At 35.7% G+C, this 670-nt stretch carries 1 protein-coding gene; it reads left to right on the forward strand.

Features of this window, described 5'->3' with window-relative positions; genetic code table 11:
* Positions 1-18: 18 nt before the first annotated feature.
* Positions 19-670 (forward strand): transposase (locus H8909_RS13240; protein ID WP_238928320.1); only part of this gene is annotated, 652 nt, incomplete at its 3' end.

Raw genomic sequence — 670 nt, forward strand, 5'->3', positions numbered from 1 at the left:
CCTGTGGTACTTTTTAAAATGATCTTTATCAATTATACATTCGGCATCAACTCTATGAGAAAGACCTGTGAAGAGATCAAGGTCAATATAGCTTATAGATGGTTTTTAGGTATCAGCATTTATGAAGCTGTTCCAAACTATTCTACATGGTTTAAGAACTATCAGAGAAGATACAAGGATAGTGAAGTCTTTGACCAGATCTTCAATCATATCATCAAGCATGGCATTGATAACGGCTTTATTGATACCACTACTGTCTTTGGTGATGGCACACATAGAAAAGCTAATGCGAATTCTAGAAAAGCTACAGATAAGGAAGTAGAGATTGTAGCTAAGGCATATGAAAAAGAATTACTTGAAGAAATCAATGAAGAAAGAGCAGAAAATGGCAAGAAGCCATTTGAATCATTAGACAAGAAAGAATATGCATTTGATGAAGAGACTGGAGAAGAAATTGAATTAAAGAAAACAAAGCATGTCAAAGAAAGCACTACAGACCCAGAATGCGGTCTGTTCCATAAGGGTGAGAAGCAGAAGTGCTTTGCCTATTCACATATGACAATATGTGACAGATACGGCTATGTTCTCTTTAATAAGGTGGCACCAGGAAACATGCATGACAGTGCAATATTCTCAGAAATATACAATGAACTTATCCAGAAATATGAAG

It is taken from the genome of Catenibacterium faecis (assembly GCF_014306455.1).
Taxonomy (GTDB): Bacteria; Bacillota_I; Bacilli_A; order Erysipelotrichales; family Coprobacillaceae; genus Catenibacterium; species Catenibacterium mitsuoka_A.